This window comes from Paracoccus sp. (in: a-proteobacteria) (assembly GCF_030538695.1).
In the GTDB taxonomy this organism is placed as follows: domain Bacteria; phylum Pseudomonadota; class Alphaproteobacteria; order Rhodobacterales; family Rhodobacteraceae; genus Paracoccus.
In genome coordinates, this window is record NZ_JAUNTN010000006.1 from 63,610 (window position 1) to 82,829 (window position 19,220).

The following is a 19,220-nucleotide window of genomic DNA, read 5'->3' on the forward strand; positions in this document are numbered from 1 at the left end:
AAGCCCGGCAATGAAGAAGGGGCCAGACGGGATCGGCAAGGGGGCGGGATGAAGATACAGGTCATCGGCGTGTGCCGCTTTTCGGTGCTTGTCACCAACGCCTTTCGCGGCGGCCCGACGGATATGCAGCAGCGCATTGGCCATCTGTTCGCTCCGGCGCGGCTGGCCGAGCGGTTCGCGTGGTTTGAGCATGTCACCCTGCCGTCGCTGCGGGCGCAGACCGATCAGGATTTCCAGTTCGTTGTGCTGACCAGCGAATTGCTGCCCGATGAATGGCTGGAACGGCTTTATGCGCTGGTCGGGCATCTGCCCAATTTCAGCATCGCCATGGTGCCTGTCAGCAGCCATGCCGAGACGGGCAGGCCGGTTTTCACCCATCGCATAGACCATCGCGCGGATGTGGTGGCGCAGTTCCGCATTGATGACGACGACGCGCTGGGCCGGGATTATGTGGCGCGGGTTCGTGCGGATTTCATCGCCTGCCTGCAACCTGTCCTTGATCTGCGCGGGATGCTGGCCAGCAATTACGCAAATGGCTTCATTTTCGAGGCCAACCGCGATCATGCAGTGCTTTACCGGACGTCGGCGCGGGATCTGTCCTGTGCGCAGACGTTGTATCTGCGGCCCGATGATCCGAACACGTTGTTCAATTTCAGCCATCACAAGCTGCATGAGGCGATGCCGACCGTGACCTTCGACAACAGCTATATGTATGCGCGGGGCCGCAATGGCAGCAATGACAGCAGTTTCCGCACGCCGCGCGACCTGAAACGCTGGGATATGGGGGCGTTGTCGCGGCGCTTTGGTATTTCGTTGCCTGCGTTTCAGCAGGCATTGCGCGATTTGTCGGTGTAAGGGGGCAAGGTGGCTAAGCCTGTGACAGCGCCGGTGGAACCGGGGGATAATCTGCGTGGGGCCGGGCTGATGTGCCTGTGCATGACGTTTTTCACCACCAATGACACGGTGATGAAATTCGTGGCGCAGGATTTGCCTTTGTTCCAGTCCATCGCTCTGCGCGGCATGGCGGTGATGCTGTGTCTGGCGTTGGTCGGCTGGTGGCGGGGCGGGCTGTCGCTGCGGGTGCCGCGTCAGGATTTCGGGGCGCTGGCGGGCCGGACGGTGGGAGAGGTCGGCTCGACCATCGCCTATCTGGTGGCGCTGACGCATATGGCGATCGGTGATCTTTCGGCGCTGATGCAGTCGCTGCCGCTGGTCATTATGCTGTCGGCGGCGCTGTTCTTTGGTGAAAAGCTGGGCTGGCGGCGGCTGCTGGCGGTGGGGATCGGCTTTGCCGGGGTGATGATGATTCTGCGCCCGGCGGATGGGACGTTTGATATTTGGTCGCTGTTGGGGCTGGTCTCTGTCGCCATGATCGTGCTGCGTGATCTGGCGACGCGTAAGCTCAGCTCCGGGGTCGGGTCGCTGACGATTGCCTTTTACGCGGCGCTGTCGGTGACGCTGATGGGGCTGGCGGTCAGTGTGGGCGAAGGCTGGCAGGCCCCGACACTGGGGCAGGCAGGGCTGTTGATCCTGGCGGGGGTGTTTCTGACCGTCGGCTATCTGACCGCCGTTGCGGTGATGCGGGTGGGCGAGATTTCCTTTGTCGCGCCGTTCCGCTATGTTTCGCTGGTGGTGGCGATCTTCTGGGGGCTGGTGATTTTTGGCGAATGGCCTGACCTGTGGACATGGGCCGGGGCGGCGCTGGTCGTGGGCGCTGGCATCTATTCGATCTGGCGCGAGGGGCGGGTAAGGCGATGAAAGAAATGTTTATCGGGGCGGCTTTCGCGATTCTGATCGTTTCCGCAACGGTGTTTCTGGTTCTGTTCACGCCCGAAAATACCGAACGCCGAAAGGCCCGTCACGCCTGCGAAAACCTTGCGCGGCAGGTTGCGGCGGGGGATCTGCCGCTGGATCGGTTCATGGCGACGCGATGCAGCGCGAAATATCTGCCCGATGCGGTTCTGACCCCGTAAATGCCGGGCAGGGCAAGGGGATGGCCGTTGACACAAGTCCCGTTTCCACCTATACGCCGCACACCTGCGGGGAATCCCCTGCGGGCTGGCCAGAATCGCCGGGCTGACCCGGCGATGATGATCCGGGCCTCAACAGCCTCGATCCTCTGGATTTTACGTCCCGTCCGCTCCCCTTTTGGGAATGGATGGGTTTGGCGTTTCGCGGTCCGCGCGGATCGCCGTCGAGAAGTGGTGCAGCAATGCTGCGAGTATTGACAGAAGCAAAACGGGGAACCGAATGCCGACGATTCAACAGCTGATCCGCAAGCCGCGGCAGCCCAAGGTGCAGCGCAGCAAGTCGCAGCACCTTCAAGGAAACCCTCAGAAGCGCGGCGTTTGCACGCGCGTCTATACCACCACCCCGAAAAAGCCGAACTCGGCTATGCGTAAGGTTGCCAAAGTGCGCCTGACCAACGGTTTCGAGGTGATTTCTTACATTCCGGGCGAAAAGCACAACCTTCAGGAACACAGCGTCGTGCTGATCCGTGGCGGTCGTGTGAAAGACCTTCCGGGTGTCCGTTACCACATCCTGCGCGGTGTGCTGGATACCCAGGGCGTCAAAGATCGCCGTCAGCGTCGTTCGAAATACGGCGCCAAGCGTCCGAAATAAGGAGAGACCGGAATGTCCCGTCGTCACGCCGCTGAAAAGCGCGAAGTGCTGCCCGACGCCAAATATGGCGATCGCGTGCTGACCAAGTTTATGAACAACCTGATGGTTGACGGTAAGAAATCCGTGGCCGAGCGTATCGTTTATTCGGCGCTGGACCGCGTTGAAGGCCGCCTCAAGCGCGAGCCGATCGAAGTGTTCCACGAGGCGCTGGATAACGTTAAACCCTCGGTCGAGGTGCGTTCGCGCCGCGTCGGTGGTGCCACCTATCAGGTGCCGGTCGAGGTTCGCCCGACCCGCCGCGAGGCGCTGGCGATCCGCTGGCTGATCGACGCAGCGAAAAAGCGCAACGAAAACACGATGGAAGAACGCCTGGCCGGTGAGCTGGCGGACGCCGTCAACAACCGCGGCACCGCGGTGAAAAAGCGCGAAGACACCCACAAGATGGCCGACGCGAACAAAGCGTTCAGCCATTACCGCTGGTAAAACGGAAGGACATCCACCATGGCTCGCGAGTATCCGCTCACGCGTTACCGCAATTTCGGCATCATGGCCCATATTGATGCCGGCAAGACCACGATGACCGAGCGCATCCTGTTCTACACCGGCAAGAACCACAAGATGGGCGAGACGCATGACGGCGCCTCGACCATGGACTGGATGGAACAAGAGGCCGAGCGCGGCATCACCATCACTTCGGCCGCCACCACGACCTTCTGGCAGCGGCACGAAGACACCCAGTATGAAGAAGATGTGAACCAGCGCAATCGGTTCAACATCATCGACACGCCGGGTCACGTTGACTTCACCATCGAGGTGGAGCGTTCGCTGGCCGTTCTGGATGGCGCCATCTGCCTTCTGGACGGCAACGCGGGCGTCGAGCCGCAGACCGAAACCGTGTGGCGTCAGGCTGACCGCTACAAGGTGCCGCGGATCGTGTTTGTGAACAAAATGGACAAGATCGGCGCAGATTTCTATAACTGCGTCGCCATGGTCAAGGACCGCACCGGCGGCACCCCATGCCCGGTCGCTCTGCCGATCGGCGCGGAAGACACGCTGGAAGGCATCATCGACCTGGTGAAGATGGAAGAATGGGTCTGGAAGGGCGACGACGTTGGCGCAAGCTGGGTCCGTCAGCCGATCCGGGCTGAGCTTCAGGAGCTGGCCGACGAATGGCGCGGCAAGATGATCGAACTGGCTGTCGAAATGGACGACGACGCCATGGAAGCCTATCTGGAGGGCAACGAGCCTGACGAGGCGACCCTGCGTCAGTTGATTCGTAAGGGCTGCCTGTCGATGTCGTTCTTCCCGATGCTGGCCGGTTCTGCGTTCAAAAACAAGGGTGTGCAGCCCCTGCTGAACGCTGTGATCGACTATCTGCCCGCGCCGACCGACGTGCCGACCCTGATGGGCTTCGCACCGGACGACGAGACCGAAGAACGCAACATCGAGCGTCCCGCCGATGATGCGGCGCCGTTCTCGGCGCTGGCGTTCAAGATCATGAACGACCCCTTCGTTGGTTCGCTGACCTTTACCCGCATCTACTCTGGCGCGCTGAAAAAAGGCGACCAGATGCTGAACGCGACCAAAGGCAAGCGTGAGCGCGTTGGCCGGATGATGGTCATGCACGCCATCAACCGCGAGGAAATCGAGGAAGCATTTGCGGGCGACATCATCGCGCTGGCCGGTCTGAAAGAAACCACCACGGGCGACACGCTTTGCGACCCGGCCAAGCCGGTGGTTCTGGAAACCATGACCTTCCCCGAGCCGGTGATCGAGATTGCCGTGGAGCCAAAGTCGAAAGCCGACCAGGAAAAGATGGGCCTTGCCCTTCAGCGTCTGGCCGCCGAAGACCCCTCGTTCCGCGTCGAAACCGATCTGGAATCGGGTCAGACCATCATGAAGGGCATGGGCGAACTTCACCTCGACATTCTGGTTGACCGCATGAAGCGGGAATTCAAGGTCGAGGCGAATATCGGTGCTCCGCAGGTGGCGTATCGTGAGACCATCTCGAACGAGGCCGAGATCGACTACACCCACAAGAAACAGTCGGGTGGGACGGGTCAGTTCGCGCGCGTCAAACTGGTCATCACGCCCACCGAGCCGGGCGAAGGCTATTCCTTCGAATCGCGGATCGTCGGCGGCGCGGTGCCCAAGGAATACATTCCGGGCGTCGAAAAAGGCATCAAGTCGGTGATGGATTCCGGTCCTCTGGCGGGCTTCCCGGTCATCGACTTCAAGGTCGCGCTGATCGACGGTGCGTTCCACGATGTTGACTCTTCGGTGCTGGCCTTTGAAATCGCGGCGCGTGCCGGGATGCGTGAAGGTCTGCGCAAGGCTGGTGCGAAACTGCTGGAACCGATCATGAAGGTCGAGGTCGTGACCCCGGAAGAATATACCGGCTCGATCATCGGCGACCTGACCAGTCGTCGTGGCATGGTGCGCGGGCAAGACAGCCGCGGCAATGCCAATGTGATCGACGCGATGGTGCCGCTGGCCAATATGTTCGGCTATATCAACAACCTGCGCTCGATGTCCTCGGGCCGCGCAGTGTTCACGATGCAGTTCGACCATTACGATGCCGTGCCGCAGAACATCTCGGACGAAATCCAGAAGAAATACGCCTGATAAGGGCAGGGCGGGGGGAGACCTCCGCCCATCACGCAACATCAGCATTGAGGAGCTACGCCCATGGCGAAGGCAAAATTTGAACGTACGAAACCGCACGTTAACATTGGCACGATTGGTCACGTTGACCACGGCAAGACGACCCTGACGGCAGCGATCACCAAGTATTTTGGTGATTTCAAGGCGTATGACCAGATTGACGGTGCGCCGGAGGAGAAGGCGCGCGGGATCACGATCTCGACCGCTCACGTTGAGTATGAGTCGGACACCCGCCACTATGCGCACGTCGACTGCCCCGGCCACGCCGACTATGTGAAAAACATGATTACCGGCGCGGCGCAGATGGACGGCGCGATTCTGGTGGTGAACGCCGCTGACGGCCCGATGCCGCAGACCCGCGAACACATCCTGCTGGGCCGTCAGGTCGGCATCCCCTACATGGTCGTTTACCTGAACAAGGTTGACCAGGTGGACGATGAAGAACTGCTGGAACTGGTCGAGATGGAAGTGCGCGAGCTGCTGTCCTCCTACGACTATCCGGGCGACGATATTCCGATCGTCAAAGGCTCGGCTCTGGCCGCGATGGAAGGCCGCGACCCGGAAATCGGCGAGAACTCGATCCGCGCGCTGATCGCCGCTGTCGACGAATACATCCCGACGCCGGAGCGCGCTGTTGACCAGCCGTTCCTGATGCCGATCGAAGACGTGTTCTCGATCTCGGGCCGCGGCACCGTGGTGACCGGTCGTGTTGAGCGTGGCGCCGTCAACGTGGGTGACGAACTGGAAATCGTGGGCATCCGCGACACCAAGAAAACCACCTGCACCGGCGTTGAAATGTTCCGCAAGCTGCTGGATCGCGGGGAAGCTGGCGACAACATCGGCGCGCTGCTGCGCGGCATCGACCGTGACGGCGTTGAGCGTGGCCAGGTGCTGTGCAAGCCCGGCTCGGTCAAGCCGCACACCAAGTTCGAGGCCGAGGCCTATATCCTGACCAAGGAAGAAGGCGGCCGCCACACCCCGTTCTTCGCGAACTACCGCCCGCAATTCTACTTCCGCACCACGGACGTGACCGGGACGGTGAAGCTGCCGGAAGGCACCGAGATGGTGATGCCGGGCGACAACCTGAAGTTCGAGGTCGAGCTGATCGCGCCGATCGCGATGGAAGAGAAGCTGCGCTTTGCTATCCGTGAGGGTGGCCGGACTGTCGGCGCGGGCGTTGTGGCGAAGATCATCGAGTGATCTGAGCTACGCTTGAGATGAAGGGGGCCGCCTGCGAGGGCGGCCTTTTTCTTTGGGCGGTGGCTCGGTTGCGGGCGAGGGTGCCTCCGGCGGGGATATTTATGGGACAGGAGAGCGCGGAGAAGGAGAACAGGCATCCTGCCGTGACATAACAAAACAAATGGCGGTCCCGAAGGGGCTGGGCTTTTTGTGGGGGAGGACGGGGCAGGGGCTGCGCGGGCAATATGCACGCTGCCAAGGTCTGTCGGGGTGGCCGGCGCTCATCGCATAACATGGCTCGTGGATTTACACGCACCGATATTTGGGAGATCAACAGCTTATCAAGCGCATTGTTGGTCAGAGAGCTGTCACCGGTCAGCAAACGACCATTCTTTCGTGCGGGGCCAGTCATCAGCCTGTTGGTCACGGTAATGCCCTGACCCTCAAGCGCCTTGCCGAACCTCCCAACGACACCCACGATATGAGGTGCTGCAATACGCATCAAGATTGGTCCATTTTATGTGAAAAAGCGCAAACGCAGCGAGAAAGGGCTGAAGCCTCGGATTTTTTAGGAACGCCGACGGGACGTATTGCTGCAAAATTATGGTTTCCGCTTGTGATTTATGCCAGAATAGTCTGGTTAATACGGGTATGTTATGCGGGTTCCTGCCTTGCTTCCACCCGCCCTTTCCCGCACCATCGGCGCAGGAGGAACCACCATGACCACTTGCCTGTTCTGCCGCATCGCGGCGGGGGAAATCCCCGCGCATAAGATCCATGAGGACGATCTGACGCTGGCCTTCCTTGACCTTCACCCGATCCGGCCCGGTCACGCGCTGGTTATCCCCAAGGCGCATCACGTCTGGTTCGAGGACATGCCTGCGCCGTTCGCGGCCCGTGTGACCGAGGTCAGCCAAAAGATCGCGCGGCGGCAAAAGGCGCTTTACGGGGTTGAACGGGTGTCGATGTTCTTTACGGGTATCCATGTGCCACACGCCCATGCCCACATCGTTCCGATGCATGAGGTGCATGACGTGACCTCGCAGGCTTATCTTCAGGACGGCCCGGCGGGCTATTCCATTCCGCCGCAATTACCGCAGGATGAAATGGCGCAGATCGCCCGTGATCTGGCGCAGGGTTTATAGGGCATCTTTTGTCTCCAAATATCCTGGGGGTATGGGGGCAAAGCCCCCATGAAAAACCATCCGCCCGCGCAGAAAACCGCTTGACGCCCCCGGCGCTTCGCCTTAAATCCCCGCTACCTGATGGCGGAGTAGCTCAGTTGGTTAGAGCAGCGGAATCATAATCCGCGTGTCGGGGGTTCAAGTCCCTCCTCCGCTACCATCAGTTTCCCGATCGTCCCCGAACCGCTTGGCAAGACGCCGTTTCTGGCGCAGGATTTGCGGCGGAAAAGGGGTGTCGGAATGGTCAGGATCATCGGAGATATTCAGGCTGAAGGGCGGCTAAGCTGGCAGGGCGCGGTCGAGGCGCTGCGGGCCGGGCATCTGCGCGAGCGGGCGCAGATCGGGGATATGTTCCTTGGGCCGGGGACGCAGACCTTGCTGACCCGCGCGGCCTATATTCCGGGGCTTGGTTTCGGGGTTAAGGCGTTTACCGTTTTTGATGAGAATGCGGCAAAGGGGCTGCCCACGGTTCAGGGCGGGATGATGGTTTATGAACCCGACAGCGGCAGCCTCGGTGCGGTGATCGAGGTGCCTTTGGTCACGGCCTATAAGACGGCGGCAGATTCGCTCTTGGGGGCTTCGATTCTGGCGCGGCCCGACAGTCGCCGCCTGCTGATCGTGGGGGCGGGGACGCTGGCGGGGAACCTTGCGCGCGCATATGCGGCACTGTTTCCGGGGCTGGAGCGCATCGCTATCTGGGCGCGCCGCCCGGAACAGGCGCGGGCGCTGGTTGCGGAGCTGGACCTCGCGCGGGCAGAGGTCGCGGGTGATCTGGCCGATGAGGTTGCGCAGGCGGATATTATCAGCACCGCAACGATGGCCCGCAGCCCGGTGATCCGTGGTGACTGGGTGCGCCCCGGCACACATATTGACCTGATCGGTGCCTATAAGGCTGACATGCGCGAGGCCGATGACGCGCTGATTGCCAAAGGTCGCCTGTTCGTGGACAGCCGCGAAACGACCATCCACCATATTGGCGAGTTGATGATTCCGTTGGCCGCCGGGGTGATTTCTGAAAATGATGTGCTGGGGGATCTTTATGATCTGGTCGGCGGGCAGCCGGGCCGCCGCACAGCGGATGAAATCACGCTGTTCAAGAATGGCGGCGGCGCCCATCTGGATCTGATGACCGCCGCCTATATCATGCAGGCTGTCAGCGGGGCCTGACCTGCATCGCCATGCCTTCTTTTATCGCGGCGGTAAGAAAGACGAAGCCGGCGGCATCGCGGCGTGGCCTTTATCTGTCCCCGTGGTGGCGATCATGGCTGCCGTTATGCGCTTTCATGCCAGAACTGTCTGACCTTCTGCTGTTCGTTCAGCGGGTCGGACCGGGTTTCAAGATTTTCGTTGACCTGTAGTTTAACTTCCTTACTGTAGCTTTATTACAAATGCGTGAATCGCAGCGATGGGGAGGATGAAGATGAACAGGATGTTCCTGAAAGGCGGGGTGGCGGCCCTGGCGTTGGCTGTGGCCGCACCGGCTTCGGCGGGCGAAGTTGTCTATTGGTCGATGTGGAACGAGACCGAGCCGCAGGCCGAGGCGCTGAAACAGATCATGGCCGATTACACCGCCGCCAACCCGGACACGACCTTCAACGTCGTGTGGAACGGGCGGCAAAACCAGACCAAGCTGCGGCAGGCGTTGGCGGCTGGCACGCCGGTCGATCTTATGGATCAGGACAGCGATCAGCTTGCCGGTGGCTTGCAGTTGCAGGGCCAGTTGCGCGACATTGCGGGCGATTTGACGGATGAGGTCAAGGCGGCCATGCTGCCCGGTGTGCTGGATCTCTATGCCCGCGACGGTCAGGTGGCGCAGCTTCCCTATATCTATAACACCGTTAACTTCTGGTATGACAAAGAGGCGCTGGACGAACTGGGCGGGGCGCCCGCGACATGGGACGACCTGCTGGCGCTGTGCGGCAAGGCCCGTGCCGCCGACACGCATTTGCTGGTGATCGAAGGCAATGTCGCCTTCTACAATGCCGCTTATTTCTCGCACTATCTGGAACGCAAGAACGGTGCCGATGCGCTGGGCGTGGCTTTTGCCGATAAATCCGGCGACGGCTGGCGCACGCCAGAGGTTCTGGAGGCCGCAAAGGCAGGCCGTCAGCTTTGGGATGCGGAATGTATCGCCGCTGATGCGCGCGGGTTCCAGTATCCGGCGGGACAGCAGACCATCGCGCTGGGCGAAACCGTGGGCGAACTGGTTGGTTCATGGTTGCCGACCGAGCTTTCCGCCACCACCGGCCCGGATTTCGTCTGGGGCGCGTTCAATTTCCCCGCCGTTGCGGATGGCAAGGGCAAGGCCACCGACCTGGAGGTGGCAACCGTTTCCGTGGCCGTTCTGAAAGACGCGCCTGCCGGGGATGAGGCCGTGGGCTTCCTGAACTATCTGATGGGGGCCGAGGCGCAGGCCGTTTTGGTCGCAAAGGGCGGCGTTGGTGTCACCCGTGGCGGCGTTGACTGGCCGCCCGCGCTGAGCGATGCGGCGGCTGCTGCTGCCGCGGCAACGGCGCTGACCCCTTATGGCGGCGGGCTGAACGTGGATTACCCCGAGTTTACCTCGCAGGTGCTTCAGCCGGAATATAACAAGATGTTCCTTGGCCAGACCACGCCTGAACAATTCGTCGAGGCGCTTGCCACCGAGACGAAAAAGTTCTGGGACGCCCAATAAATCCCGCTGCGCTGGCCGGATTGTCCGGCCAGCTTTCGCCTAAATGAACGGAGGCCGGGATGATCCGCCGCCGCATGGTTCTGCTATTCCTTGCGCCCGCGCTGGTGCTGTATCTGGGGCTGATGATCCTGCCCGCGATACAGGCGTTCCAGCTTAGCTTTTACGCCACCTCGGGCTTTGGCGACACGCCGCGCTGGGTGGGGTGGGGCAATTACGCCCGGCTGTGGGGCGACCCGGTGTTCTGGCGCGCGGTTGCCAATATGCTGTTCATCCTGCTGGTCGGGGGGGCGGCAATTTTTGGGCTGGCGTTTTTGTTCACCATGCTGCTGAACGCGGGCATCTGGGGCAAGAAACTATTCCGGGCGCTGATCTTTCTGCCGAATATGATTGCCGTGGTGGCGATCACGACATTCTGGTCATTCGTCTTTACGCCCCGCTATGGGCTGCTGACCAATCTGTTGAAATCTCTGGGCCTTGACGGGCTGGCCGGGACTGCATGGACGGCACCGGAAAATGTGCTGGGCGCGATGCTGGTGGGCCTTGTCTGGGTGATGGCGGGCTTCTTTACCATCCTTGTGCTGGCCGGGGCCGATAAAATCCCGCAAGATATGTTCGAGGCCGCCCGGCTGGAGGGCGCATCCAATTTTCAGATTTTCCGCTATGTCACTTTGCCGATGATCTGGGACATCGTGACGATCTCTGTCGTGCTGTGGGCGATTCAGGCGATCAAGCTGACCGAGTTTCCCTATGCGTTCGGCGGGCCGAATATCGACCAGAACCTCTATACCCCGGCAATTTACCTTTACATCATGGGGTTCGGTCAGCGCGAGCCGGTCTATGCGCTGGGCTATGCCTCGGCCATCGGGGTGGCGCTTTTCGTTTTTACCATGCTGACCGTCGTGGGCCTGCGCCTGCTGATGAAACGCGAGCGGCTGGAGTATTAAGATGCGCAACCTGACCCCGCGCCTTGGTCGCGCCGTGACCTATCTGATCGTTGCCGGATGGTCCTTTACCTCGGTGTTTTTCGTGGTCTGGATCATCTCGGCCTCGCTGAAAACCAACCGGCAGTTGTTCCGCGAACCCTGGTCGCTGCCGTTGGACCCGAATTGGGGGAATTATGTCAAGACATGGGTGGCGCATCGGTTTGGGGATTATTTCCTGAACTCGGCGCTGGTGGTGTCGGTGTCGGTGCTGGGTATCCTGCTGGTCTCGGTGCCTGCGGCCTATATTCTTGCGCGGGCGCGGTTTACGGGGCGTTCGGCGCTGTCCAGCTTTTTCGCCTTTGGTATGGGGATCCCCTATCCGCTGCTGTTCGTGCCAATTTTCGTGATTATGAACCAGTTGCGCCTTGGCGACAGCCTGACCGGGCTGACGCTGGCCTATATCGCGCTGTCGATCCCGTTTTCGATCTATGTGCTGGAGGGTTTTTTCACCTCTCTGCCCTCGGAACTGGAAAGCGCGGCGGTGATTGACGGCTGTTCCGATTTTCAGGTGTTCCGTCATGTCATGCTGCCCCTGGCGATGCCGGGGATTGCGACGGTGGCAATCCTGAACTTTGTCGGGCTGTGGAATGAATACCAATGGTCGCTGGTGCTGCTGAACAGCCCGGAAAACCGCACACTATCGCTGGGGATCTATTCGATGATTACCTCGATGCAATATTCCGGCGGTGATTGGGTCGGGCTGTTTGCGGGCGTGACCATCGTCATGTTGCCAACGGTGCTGCTGTTCATCGCGCTGTCGGAAAAGATGATTTCGGGCATTACCATGGGGGGCGTGAAATGACCGCCACCCTGACCGAAACCCGCCTGACCCTGCCGATGGCGGCGCTTGGTCCGGCCTGCCCGATGCCGCGCTATCGCTGGCAACAGCCGATCCCTTCGACCGACACACTGCCCGCGCAGGGGTTGGTGGGGGATGAGGTCACGCACCCGTTCAACTGGGGCGAGGACAGCATCCTGCCCTATCAGGTGCAGGACAGTTACGACCGCGACCAGCAACCCGGCGTGCTGGATGTGCTGGTGCTGGAAAATGACCGCTTCCGCGCGCAGGTTGCGCCGGGGCTTGGCGGACGGCTGTTAAGCCTGTTGGACAAGGTGGCGGGGCGCGACCTGCTGTTCGCCAACCCGGTGTTTCAGCCCGCGAATCTTGCGGCGCTGAATGCGTGGTTCTCGGGCGGGGTGGAATGGAACGGGCTGACGCCGGGCCACAGTCCAACCACATGCAGCCCGGTGTTTGCGGCGCGGGTGGACACATCGCGCGGCCCGGTGCTGCGTTTGTATGAGTTCGACCGCACCACCGAATGTCTGTGGCAGGTCGATCTGTTCCTGCCGCCCGGCGATGCGCCGCTGGTGCTGCATGGGCGGATCGTGAACCCCAATGACGCGCCCGCGCAGGTCTATTGGTGGACAAATATCGCCGTGGCGACGCCACCCGGCGGGCGGGTGCTGTCGCCTGCGGATTACAGTATCGAACACGTCCTGCCTGACAACCATCTGGAGCGCCGCGCGTTTCCGCGCCAGCCAGATGGCTCGTATCCGGGCAACTGGGAGGGGGCGACTTCGGTGTTTTTCCGCTCGGGCCAGCCGGGCGGGCTGATCTGCCTGTTGGATCGGGACGGGCAGGGCGTGGCGCATCTGGCCAGCGCCAGCCTGCCGGGGCGCAAGTTTTTCTACTTTGGCACCGGGCCGGGCGGCCAGCATTGGATGGATTTTCTGTCGCGGCCGGGGCAGGGCGATTATGTCGAGATTCAGGCCGGGATCACCCCGCATCAGAACCAGCGGCTGCAACTGGAGGCCGGGCAGGCGCTGGACTGGACGGCGGCTCTGATGCCGCTGTCGGTGGATGCGGCGGCGCATGATCCCGACTATCATCGCGCCACGGCGGCGGCAGAGGCCGCAGCAACGGCCGCCATGCCTGCCGCTGATTTCGCCGCGCTGGACAGGTTCATGGCTGGGATCGCGTGTCAGCCTGCCAGCACGCGACTGCGGCAGGGCAACCCTTGGGGCCATCGGCATGAGGTGCTGACCGGCACCCCGTTGACGGCGCATCTGGACCTGACCACCAGCCATCCGCGTGATTTTTGGGACGATCTGGCCGACGGGTGCCGCCCGCAGGATCAGGATTTGCCCGCCGGTTTTGCCCTGTCGGCACCGTGGCTGGCGCGGCTGAGCCGCCTGCCCGACGACTGGCGAGCGGCGTTGTTCCTGTCCATCGCGGCGCTGGATCAGGGCGATGCAGAGGTCGCGCAGGCGCTGGCATTGAAGTCGTTGACCGTGCGTGAAAGCTGGCTGGCGCGGCGGCAGGTTGCGCTAACCTCGACCGGACGGGAAGCGCGGGATCATTACCTTGCTGCGTGGCAACCGGGCGCGCCGGATGCGCTGGCGGTCGAGATTGCGGATTTCCTGCGCCAGCATTTCCCCGATGATCTGGCGGGGTTCCTTGACCGCCTGCCAGAAGCCACCCGTCGGCATGAGCGCATCACCCTGTTGCTGGCCCGGCAGGCGGCAGATGCAGGGGACACGGCGCAGCTTGCGGTGCTGCTGGCCCGTGACTTTGCCACCATCCGCGAAGGCGAAACCCTGACCGATGCGCTTTGGCAGGCGCTGGTCCGGCTGAAGCTGACCGACCGGCTGGGGCGTACGCCTGATCTGGCGGAGATGGCGGTGGCGCTGGCTGATGATCCTTTACCGCCGCATCTGGATTTCAGAATGCAGGCGACTGAAAACGAGGTGCAAAATGGCGCGAGTTGAACTGAAATTGCTGGGTAAATCCTTTGGTCAGCATCCGGTGATCCGCGCGGTCGATCTGGATATTCAGCACGGCGAATTCGTGGTTCTGGTTGGCCCCTCGGGCTGTGGGAAATCGACGCTGCTGCGCTGTATCGCGGGGCTGGAGGAGATCACCTCGGGCCAGCTTCTGATCGACGGGCAGGACGTGACCAAGGCGCCGCCGGTGGCGCGGGGGATCGGCATGGTGTTCCAGTCTTATGCGCTTTACCCGCATATGACCGTGGCGCAGAATATGGGCTTTGGCATGAAGATCGCCGGGGTGCCGCGGCGCGAGATCGCCCCGCGCGTGCTGGAGGTGGCGCGTCTGTTGCAACTGGATCACCTGCTGGACCGAAAGCCCCGCGCCCTGTCGGGTGGTCAGCGTCAGCGCGTGGCGATTGGCCGGACGCTGGTGCGCAACCCGCCGATTTTCCTGTTCGATGAGCCGCTGTCCAATCTGGATGCCGCGCTGCGGGGGGAAATGCGGGTGGAGCTGTCGCGGCTGCATGGGCAGTTGGGCAATACGATGATCTATGTCACCCACGATCAGGTCGAGGCGATGACGCTGGCCGACCGCATCGTGGTCATGCGGGCGGGCAATGTGGAACAGGTCGGCACCCCGCTGGAGCTGTTCAACCATCCGGCCAACCGCTTCGTTGCGGGGTTTCTGGGGCAGCCGGGGATGAACTTTGTCCGCATCGGGACAGAAGGCGGGGGGGCAATCCTGCCCGGCGGTGCGCGGCTGGCGTTGCCGCCCCATGCCAGCCATGCGGTCGAGCTTGGCATCCGGTCCGAGGACGTGCGCATCTCGCCCGATCCGGCCGATCTGGCGCTGGCGGTCGAGGTGGTCGAACAGCTTGGTGATGAGACCATCGCCCATGGCAAGCTGGCCGATGGGCAGCCCTTTGTGGCGCGACTGGGCAAGCAGCATCCGGTGCGGCCCGGCGATCTGGTGCATCTGCATTTCGACCGCGCCCGGCTGGCGGGTTTCGATGCGGATGGGCGTAATCTGCTGGCCGAAGGGGGCTATGATGGTTGATCTGAACGCCAATCCCGGCCTGCTGGACCAGGTGCGGGCCGACCTGCCTGCCATGACGCGCGCCAATCGGCGCGTGGCCGATTCCCTGCTGGCCGCACCTGCCGCCTTTGTGCAGGAACCTATCGCGCAGATTGCGGAACGTGCGGGTGTCAGCGAACCAAGCGTGCTGCGCTTTTGCCGCAGCTATGGGTTCAAGGGGGTGGCGGATTTCCGTATCGCGCTGGCTTTGGCGGTGGCACAGGGCGGCAGCGATCCCGACCGGGTGGAACCCAATGTCATGGATAAGGCGGTGATGAACCGGGCCGCAAAAGAGGCCATCGCGGCGGCGGCGTTGCACCACCTTGGCGCGGCTGGCTCGATCCTGCTGGATGGTGGTTCGACGATCGAGGTCTTTGCCCATCATCTGCGCCGGGCCTCGGCCCTGAACATTATGACCACCGGGCTGAACGTGGCCGAGGTGCTGCATGGTGCGGCACAACACCGGCTGATGCTGCCCGGCGGGGTGCTGCGCCCGGAATCATGGTCGCTGATGGGGGAACTGGTCGAGCGCACGCTGGCCGGGCTGCGGTTCGACATCGTGTTCCTTGGCGCTGACGCCATCGACCCGGATTTCGGCCTGTCCACCTATAACGAGGCCGAGGCGCGGCAGAACGGCCAGATGGTCGGGGTCAGCGCCCGCGTGATCGTGCTGGCCGACAGCACCAAGTTCCGCGCCCCCCGGCTGCATCGCTGTTGTGGGCTGGATCAGGTCGATCTGGTGATTACCGATGACGGTATCCCACCCGAGATTTTCAACGAATTGACCGGGCGCGGCATTGCCGTTGTCCGTGTGGCTGTATCCTGAAAGGACAGGCTGATGGCAACGACCTATCACACCGAAACCGAAATCCGCCAGCAACCGCAGGTCTGGCGCAGCTTTGCCCCGGCCTTGCAGGCCCGCGCCGATGCGCTGCGCGACTGGGCTGCGGATCACGACGAAATCTGGTTCAGCGGCGCGGGGACTTCGGCCTTTATCGGTGAAACGCTGGTGGCCGTGCTGAACCGCGAGGGGCGGGCACGGTTCCGGGCGGTGGCCTCGACCGACCTTGTGGCCTGTCCGCAGAATTATCTGCGCGATGGGCTGCGGGTGCTGGTGGTGTCTTTCGGGCGGTCGGGGAACAGCTCGGAAAGCCTTGGCGTGCTGGACCTGCTGGATGCGCATGCGCCGGGCTATGACCGGCTGCATATCACCTGCAACGCGGGGTCCGCGCTGGCGACCCGCGCCATGCCTGCGGGTGCCGCCGGGCGGCTGGAAACCCTGATCCTGCCGCCGGAAACCGAAGATCGCGGCTTTGCCATGACCTCCAGCTATACCACCATGCTGCTGTCGGCGCTGGCGGTGTTCGCCCCGCCGACGGATTGTGTGGCGGCGCGGTTGAAGGCGCTGGCGGATCAGGCCGAAACGGTGATCGCAGAGGCTTTCGCCGCTGATCTGCCGCTGCCGGAACGGGCGGTGTTTCTTGGTGCGGGGCCTTTGGCCGGGGTTGCGCGGGAATCGGCGCTGAAAGTGCTGGAGCTGACCGCCGGGCTGGTGCCGACGCTTTACGATACGCCCCTGGGGTTCCGCCACGGGCCAAAGGCGGTGGTGAATGACGGCACGCGGGTTTATCTGCTGCGGTCTGACAACGCTTATACCGGGCGCTATGAAACCGACCTGCTGGCCGAGCTTGGCCGCCAGTTCCGCGCCGATACCGCCATGAGCTTTGGCCCGCATCCGGGGGATGACGGCTGGAATACGGTGCTGCATGTGATCCCGGCGCAGATCATGGCGCTGCGCTGGTCGGTTGCGCTTGGGCTGAATGCGGACGATCCTTTCGCGGGGCGGAACCTGACGCGGGTGGTCGCGGGCGTGACGCTGTATCCTTACGAGGGGCAGGAATAATGACGACAGGCGGCATCGATATCGGTGGCACCAAGATCGAGGCGCGGCTCTATGATGCGGATATGGCCGAGGTCACGCGCCACCGCATCGCCGTGCCAAAGGGTGATTATGCGGCCATCGTTCAGGCGGCGGTCGATATGGTCGGCTGGCTGCGCGAACAGGGCGGTGCGGATCTGGCCGTTGGTATCGGTCTGCCGGGGATAATCGACAAGGCGACCGGCGATGCGACCACCGCGAACCTGCCCGCCACCGGCCGCCCGATCACGGCCGAGATAGCCGCGCGGGCGGGCGGCGTGATCCGGTTCGAGAACGACTGCAAGCTGTTCGCCCTGTCCGAAGCCATCGGCGGCGCGGGTGCGGGCTTTGCCACCGTCTTTGGCCTTGGTATCGGCACCGGCGTTGGCGGTGGCGTGGTCCATCAGGGCCGGCTTGTCACCGGCAAAAGCGGTCTGCCCGGAGAGGTTGGCCATTTCGGTATTCCGGCCCGTCTTGGCCTGCCGGTGATTGCCTGCGGCTGTGGTGCGCGGGGCTGTTACGAAACCTATCTGTCGGGTGAGGGCATTGCCCGGCTGGCGGATCTGGAAACCGGCCAGCCGGTTCCGGCGGCGCTGGTCTTTGCCCGTGCGGCGGCGGGGGATGTGGCGATGATCCGCGTCACCGACCGCTGGTTCGCGTTGCTGACGGAAATGCTGCTGACCCTGAACCTGACCCTTGATCCTGATGTCGTCGTGTTGGGGGGCGGGGTCTCGACCGTGCCGGGGCTGGCGGATCGGGCGCAGGCGCTGATCGACGCCCGCGTGCTGCGCGGCACCCGCGCCCCGCGCATCGTGACCGCCCGTTTCGGTGATGCCAGCGGCGCCCGTGGGGCGGCGCTTCTGGTGCGCGACATTGGAAAGGACATGGCATGAAACTGCTGCGCGATACCATTGCCCGCAACCGCGCCGGGGATGGCGTGGCCCTGACCTCGGTTTGTTCGGCGCATCCGCTGGTGCTGGCGGCTTCGCTGCGGCTGGCCGAGGCGCTGGATCAGCCGCTGCTGGTCGAGGCGACCTCGAATCAGGTCAACCAGTTCGGCGGCTATACCGGGATGCGCCCGGCGGATTTCGTCGCTTGGGTCGGTGATCTGGCCGATCAGCATGGCGTGTCGCGCGACCGGCTGTATTTCGGCGGCGATCACCTTGGCCCGCAGGTCTGGCGCAAGCAGCCCGCCGAGCAGGCAATGGCCCATGCCCGCGATCTGATGCGCGAGTTCGTGACGGCGGGCTTTACCAAGATCCATCTGGATTGTTCCGAAGGCTGCGCGGGCGAGGCCGCTCAGGTCGGGGATACGCTGTCTGCTGCCCGTGCCGCCGATCTGGCCGCCGTGTGCGAGGCCGTCGCGCCCGATCCTGCCGCGCTGTCCTATTGTTTCGGCACCGAGGTGCCGCCACCCGGCGGGGCGCGGGCCGACGATAACCACGACAGCGTAACGCCGACCGATCCGGCAGCGGCGGCGGCGACCATTACCGCGCATCATCAGGCTTTCGTTGAACGCGGCCTGTCCGCCGCATGGCCGCGCATGGTCGCGCTGGTGGTGCAGCCGGGGTTGGAGTTCACGCCCGACCACGTGATCCGCTTTGACATGGGGCAGCCTGATCTGCTGTCCCCGGTCTTGCCCGAAGGCATGGCATTCGAGGCCCATTCCACCGATTATCAGGCCGATGCGGTTTATCCCGACCTTGCCCGGCGTCACTTTGCCGTTCTCAAGGTCGGCCCGGCGCTGACCTTTGCCATGCGGCGCGGGCTGTATGCGCTGGATGCTTTGGCGGCGTGGCAGGGCCGCAAATGCCGTCTGCCCGAGGTGATGGAGCAATTGATGTGCGCCGATCCTGCCGTGTGGGCTGCGCATTACCCCGAGGGCGAGGGCCTGCGCGATCTGCTGCATTTCGGCTATGCCGACCGTATCCGCTATTACTGGAACCTGCCGCAAGCGCAGGCGGCGGTGGCCGGGCTGCTGGCCGCGTTGGACGGCCCGCGCCCGCCCGCGCCGCTGCTGGATCAGTTCTTTGCCCCCGCGACCATTGCCCGCGCGGCCGGGATCAGTGGCGTGTCATGGGCCGAAGCACTGGTTCTGGCTGAGGTTCAGGCTGTATTACTGCCTTATTTCGCCTGTCAGAAAGGGTTGTAA

At 62.9% G+C, this 19,220-nt stretch carries 18 protein-coding genes and 1 tRNA gene; all 19 read left to right on the top strand.

Going from position 1 to position 19,220, the window contains the following annotated elements; genetic code table 11:
* The first annotated feature begins 48 nt into the window (after window positions 1-48).
* The 19 genes from Q4G24_RS04640 (at window position 49) to Q4G24_RS04730 (ending at window position 19,220) form a co-directional block, all read left to right on the top strand.
* Window positions 49-855 carry a glycosyltransferase gene (locus tag Q4G24_RS04640; protein WP_303365339.1) on the top strand — a complete coding sequence of 269 codons (807 nt, stop codon included), beginning with the start codon at window positions 49-51 and terminating at the stop codon, window positions 853-855.
* Between the two features lie 9 nt (window positions 856-864).
* On the top strand, window positions 865-1,758 hold the full coding sequence (locus tag Q4G24_RS04645) for a DMT family transporter (protein ID WP_303365340.1): 894 nt from the start codon (window positions 865-867) through the stop codon (window positions 1,756-1,758).
* Window positions 1,755-1,973 (top strand): hypothetical protein, encoded by a 219-nt coding sequence (locus Q4G24_RS04650; RefSeq protein WP_303365341.1) that lies wholly within the window; start codon window positions 1,755-1,757, stop codon window positions 1,971-1,973. Before Q4G24_RS04645 ends, Q4G24_RS04650 begins: the two co-directional genes overlap by 4 nt.
* A 277-nt stretch (window positions 1,974-2,250) precedes the next feature.
* Window positions 2,251-2,622: a 30S ribosomal protein S12 gene (gene rpsL, locus Q4G24_RS04655; RefSeq protein WP_073068257.1), complete on the top strand. Its 372-nt coding sequence runs from the start codon at window positions 2,251-2,253 to the stop codon at window positions 2,620-2,622.
* A 12-nt stretch (window positions 2,623-2,634) separates the two neighbouring features.
* Window positions 2,635-3,105: a 30S ribosomal protein S7 gene (rpsG, locus tag Q4G24_RS04660; RefSeq protein WP_303365342.1), complete on the top strand. Its 471-nt coding sequence runs from the start codon at window positions 2,635-2,637 to the stop codon at window positions 3,103-3,105.
* A gap of 18 nt (window positions 3,106-3,123) precedes the next feature.
* Window positions 3,124-5,247, top strand: a complete 2,124-nt coding sequence (gene fusA / locus Q4G24_RS04665; protein WP_303365343.1) for an elongation factor G — start codon at window positions 3,124-3,126, stop codon at window positions 5,245-5,247.
* Window positions 5,248-5,310: 63 nt separating this feature from the next.
* Window positions 5,311-6,486 carry an elongation factor Tu gene (gene tuf, locus Q4G24_RS04670; protein ID WP_303365344.1) on the top strand — a complete coding sequence of 392 codons (1,176 nt, stop codon included), beginning with the start codon at window positions 5,311-5,313 and terminating at the stop codon, window positions 6,484-6,486.
* Between the two features lie 698 nt (window positions 6,487-7,184).
* Window positions 7,185-7,610 carry an HIT family protein gene (locus Q4G24_RS04675; protein WP_303365345.1) on the top strand — a complete coding sequence of 142 codons (426 nt, stop codon included), beginning with the start codon at window positions 7,185-7,187 and terminating at the stop codon, window positions 7,608-7,610.
* Window positions 7,611-7,732: 122 nt separating this feature from the next.
* Window positions 7,733-7,809, top strand: a tRNA-Met gene (locus tag Q4G24_RS04680).
* Between the two features lie 80 nt (window positions 7,810-7,889).
* Window positions 7,890-8,816, top strand: coding sequence for an ornithine cyclodeaminase family protein (locus Q4G24_RS04685; RefSeq protein ID WP_303365346.1), 927 nt, complete (start codon window positions 7,890-7,892; stop codon window positions 8,814-8,816).
* 253 nt (window positions 8,817-9,069) lie between these two features.
* Window positions 9,070-10,323: an ABC transporter substrate-binding protein gene (locus tag Q4G24_RS04690; RefSeq protein ID WP_303365347.1), complete on the top strand. Its 1,254-nt coding sequence runs from the start codon at window positions 9,070-9,072 to the stop codon at window positions 10,321-10,323.
* Between the two features lie 59 nt (window positions 10,324-10,382).
* Window positions 10,383-11,267: a carbohydrate ABC transporter permease gene (locus tag Q4G24_RS04695; protein ID WP_303365348.1), complete on the top strand. Its 885-nt coding sequence runs from the start codon at window positions 10,383-10,385 to the stop codon at window positions 11,265-11,267.
* Window position 11,268: 1 nt separating this feature from the next.
* Entirely contained in the window at window positions 11,269-12,108 is an 840-nt protein-coding gene (locus Q4G24_RS04700) for a carbohydrate ABC transporter permease (RefSeq protein ID WP_303365349.1), read from the top strand.
* Window positions 12,105-14,075 carry a DUF5107 domain-containing protein gene (locus tag Q4G24_RS04705; protein WP_303365350.1) on the top strand — a complete coding sequence of 657 codons (1,971 nt, stop codon included), beginning with the start codon at window positions 12,105-12,107 and terminating at the stop codon, window positions 14,073-14,075. The genes Q4G24_RS04700 and Q4G24_RS04705 overlap by 4 nt, the downstream gene beginning before the upstream one ends.
* A complete protein-coding gene (locus Q4G24_RS04710) occupies window positions 14,062-15,132 on the top strand; it encodes an ABC transporter ATP-binding protein (protein WP_303365351.1) in 1,071 nt (356 codons plus the stop codon). Before Q4G24_RS04705 ends, Q4G24_RS04710 begins: the two co-directional genes overlap by 14 nt.
* Window positions 15,125-15,976 (top strand): transcriptional regulator, encoded by an 852-nt coding sequence (locus Q4G24_RS04715; RefSeq protein ID WP_303365352.1) that lies wholly within the window; start codon window positions 15,125-15,127, stop codon window positions 15,974-15,976. The genes Q4G24_RS04710 and Q4G24_RS04715 overlap by 8 nt, the downstream gene beginning before the upstream one ends.
* Window positions 15,977-15,988: 12 nt before the next feature.
* The gene (locus Q4G24_RS04720; RefSeq protein WP_303365353.1) at window positions 15,989-17,053 is read left to right on the top strand and encodes an SIS domain-containing protein; all 1,065 of its coding nucleotides are present in this window, start codon (window positions 15,989-15,991) and stop codon (window positions 17,051-17,053) included.
* Window positions 17,053-17,961, top strand: coding sequence for an ROK family protein (locus Q4G24_RS04725; RefSeq protein ID WP_303365354.1), 909 nt, complete (start codon window positions 17,053-17,055; stop codon window positions 17,959-17,961). Before Q4G24_RS04720 ends, Q4G24_RS04725 begins: the two co-directional genes overlap by 1 nt.
* The gene (locus tag Q4G24_RS04730; protein WP_303365355.1) at window positions 17,958-19,220 is read left to right on the top strand and encodes a class II D-tagatose-bisphosphate aldolase, non-catalytic subunit; all 1,263 of its coding nucleotides are present in this window, start codon (window positions 17,958-17,960) and stop codon (window positions 19,218-19,220) included. The genes Q4G24_RS04725 and Q4G24_RS04730 overlap by 4 nt, the downstream gene beginning before the upstream one ends.

Bases quoted from the DNA above. Each gene is read 5' to 3' on its own strand.
- Q4G24_RS04705 (WP_303365350.1), top strand. From the start codon at position 12,105: ATGACCGCCACCCTGACCGAAACCCGCCTGACCCTGCCGATGGCGGCG.
- rpsG (WP_303365342.1), top strand. From the start codon at position 2,635: ATGTCCCGTCGTCACGCCGCTGAAAAGCGCGAAGTGCTGCCCGACGCC.
- Q4G24_RS04650 (WP_303365341.1), top strand. From the start codon at position 1,755: ATGAAAGAAATGTTTATCGGGGCGGCTTTCGCGATTCTGATCGTTTCC.
- Q4G24_RS04695 (WP_303365348.1), top strand. From the start codon at position 10,383: ATGATCCGCCGCCGCATGGTTCTGCTATTCCTTGCGCCCGCGCTGGTG.
- fusA (WP_303365343.1), top strand. From the start codon at position 3,124: ATGGCTCGCGAGTATCCGCTCACGCGTTACCGCAATTTCGGCATCATG.
- rpsL (WP_073068257.1), top strand. From the start codon at position 2,251: ATGCCGACGATTCAACAGCTGATCCGCAAGCCGCGGCAGCCCAAGGTG.
- Q4G24_RS04640 (WP_303365339.1), top strand. From the start codon at position 49: ATGAAGATACAGGTCATCGGCGTGTGCCGCTTTTCGGTGCTTGTCACC.
- Q4G24_RS04710 (WP_303365351.1), top strand. From the start codon at position 14,062: ATGGCGCGAGTTGAACTGAAATTGCTGGGTAAATCCTTTGGTCAGCAT.
- Q4G24_RS04685 (WP_303365346.1), top strand. From the start codon at position 7,890: ATGGTCAGGATCATCGGAGATATTCAGGCTGAAGGGCGGCTAAGCTGG.
- Q4G24_RS04720 (WP_303365353.1), top strand. From the start codon at position 15,989: ATGGCAACGACCTATCACACCGAAACCGAAATCCGCCAGCAACCGCAG.
- Q4G24_RS04700 (WP_303365349.1), top strand. From the start codon at position 11,269: ATGCGCAACCTGACCCCGCGCCTTGGTCGCGCCGTGACCTATCTGATC.
- Q4G24_RS04730 (WP_303365355.1), top strand. From the start codon at position 17,958: ATGAAACTGCTGCGCGATACCATTGCCCGCAACCGCGCCGGGGATGGC.
- Q4G24_RS04690 (WP_303365347.1), top strand. From the start codon at position 9,070: ATGAACAGGATGTTCCTGAAAGGCGGGGTGGCGGCCCTGGCGTTGGCT.
- Q4G24_RS04725 (WP_303365354.1), top strand. From the start codon at position 17,053: ATGACGACAGGCGGCATCGATATCGGTGGCACCAAGATCGAGGCGCGG.
- tuf (WP_303365344.1), top strand. From the start codon at position 5,311: ATGGCGAAGGCAAAATTTGAACGTACGAAACCGCACGTTAACATTGGC.
- Q4G24_RS04715 (WP_303365352.1), top strand. From the start codon at position 15,125: ATGGTTGATCTGAACGCCAATCCCGGCCTGCTGGACCAGGTGCGGGCC.
- Q4G24_RS04675 (WP_303365345.1), top strand. From the start codon at position 7,185: ATGACCACTTGCCTGTTCTGCCGCATCGCGGCGGGGGAAATCCCCGCG.